The 2,057-nt window shown below is 62.9% G+C and carries 2 protein-coding genes and 1 pseudogene; all 3 read left to right on the forward strand.

All coding sequences use genetic code 11. From position 1 onward, the window contains the following. The first annotated feature begins 34 nt into the window (after positions 1–34). Entirely contained in the window at positions 35–406 is a 372-nt protein-coding gene (locus I5W_RS23015) for a hypothetical protein (RefSeq protein WP_044530994.1), read from the forward strand. A gap of 2 nt (positions 407–408) precedes the next feature. Beyond that, on the forward strand, positions 409–1,152 hold the full coding sequence (locus I5W_RS23020) for an SDR family NAD(P)-dependent oxidoreductase (protein ID WP_017453207.1): 744 nt from the start codon (positions 409–411) through the stop codon (positions 1,150–1,152). Between the two features lie 73 nt (positions 1,153–1,225). Further along, positions 1,226–2,057 (forward strand): annotated as a pseudogene (locus I5W_RS23025) (ABC transporter substrate-binding protein); the annotation flags it as partial.

The raw sequence follows: 2,057 nt of genomic DNA on the forward strand, positions 1-2,057 counted from the left end.
ATTTTCATTCGTCAGTTGTCAGTTCGGAGCCTCCATGAGCCAAGTCCCAAGCAATGATAAAGAACCGCTGCGCGTCCTCTTCTGCGTCGGCGTGACGCAAAACTTCTTCGACCTGCCCGCCACCGAAACCGGTCCCGTATGGCAGGCCTATGGTCAGATGATGACGGCCCTGGCCACCATGGACGGCATCAAGGTCTTGGGCACCATGGATGACGACCGCCTGATGGTGGGCAAGTCCGACGCTGCCCCCTGGACCTTCTACATCATGGCCGATGTGGCCGACCTCGATACGGTGGTGGCTGCCTGCAATCTGTTCCGCACCACTATGGTGGGGGAACATCGCCTGTGGAAGTACGGCAAGATCGAAGCCCGCGTAGGTCGCGCCCTGATCATCCAGGGTGGCTGAACATGGACAAGAAGATTGCCCTGGTCACCGGCGCCGCACGCGGTCTCGGTGAAAGCATCGCACGCAAGATGCACGCCGCCGGCTACAAAGTGGCGCTGTCCGACATCGATCTCGAACAGGTCTCGGCGGTGGCCGCCAGCCTGGACGCCAGCGGTGCCACGGCCATGCCGCTGGCGCTGGATGTGCGCCGCAAGCCCGATTTCATCGCCGCCTGCGACGCCATCGAATTGCGCTGGGGAGGCGCCACGGTGCTGGTCAACAATGCCGGTCGCTCACGCGTGGCTGCGCTCATGGAGATCACTCCCGAAGAGTGGGATGAGGTCACCGCCATCAACATGAAGGGCACATTTCTTGCATGTCAGGTGTTCGGCAAACGCTTCGCCGAACGGGGCTACGGTCGCATCATCAACGTCGCCTCGCTGGCCGGCCAGAACGGGGGCACGGCTACCGGCGCCCACTATGCCGCTGCCAAGGGCGCGGTACTGACCTTGACCAAGGTCTTTGCGCGTGAACTGGCCGGTTCCGGTGTCACGGTCAACGCCATCTCGCCCGGTCCGCTGGACTTGCCCATCGTGCGCGAGATCGTACCGGCCGACAAGCTGGCCGCGACCATCGCCACCATTCCGGTCAAGACCCTGGGCGCGCCGGATTTCATCGCCGATGCCGTGCTGCTGCTGGCTTCGCCCGATGCCGGTTCGGCTACTGGCGCTTGCCTGGACATCAATGGCGGTCTGTACATGCGCTGAACCCGTACTGCTGTCTCGGATCGGTGGCGGCGTGGGGAAGTCCGCCATCATCTCAACCACAAGGGAGAAATACATGCTGCACAAACGTCTGATTGCCGGTGCCGTCCTGGCCGCTGTGGGACCCTCGCCGCTCTGGCTGGCAATTCTGCCTTGGCCCAGGTCAAGATCGGCGTGGTGAGCTCGGCCACCGGTCCGGTCTCGCTGGTGGGCATTCCGCAAAAGAATACCGTGCCGCTGCTGCCGACCAAGGCCGGTGACCTCAAGATCGAATACATCTCGCTGGATGACGCCAGCGATCCCACCAAGTCGGTCACCGAAGTCAAGAAGCTGATCTCGGAATACAACGTTGACGCCATCATCGGTCCCAGTGGCTCGCCCAATGCCATGGGTGTGATCTCGTTCGTGGCCGAAGCGGGCGTGCCGATGCTGGCCCCCGTGGGCACGGCGGCCGTGGTGCTGCCCATGACCGAGCAAAAGAAATGGGTCTTCAAGACCACCCAGAACGACGACCTGATCGCCAATGCGCTGGTAGCGCAGATGGTCAAGAGCAAGGTCAAGACGGTGGGCTTCATCACCATCAACGATCCCTTCGGCGAGAACTGGGCCAAGGTGTTCGGCGAGCTGGCGGCCAAGAACAATATCAAGATCGTCGCCAACGAGCGCTACCAGCGCACCGATACCTCGGTCACCGCGCAGACCCTGAAGATCCTGGCCGCCAACCCTGATGCGGTGTTGGTGGCTGCGCCGGGCGCCGCCACCGTGCTGCCGCAGACCACGCTCTATGACCAGGGCTACAAGGGGCAGATGTACCAGACCCACGGTGCGGCACTGCCGGCCTTCCTGCAACTGGGCAGAAACAAGTCGAGGGCACCATCCTGGCGCCAGCCTGATGCTGGTCTTGCCCG

This window comes from Herbaspirillum sp. B65, assembly GCF_000333555.1.
Taxonomy (GTDB): domain Bacteria; phylum Pseudomonadota; class Gammaproteobacteria; order Burkholderiales; family Burkholderiaceae_D; genus Herbaspirillum; species Herbaspirillum rubrisubalbicans.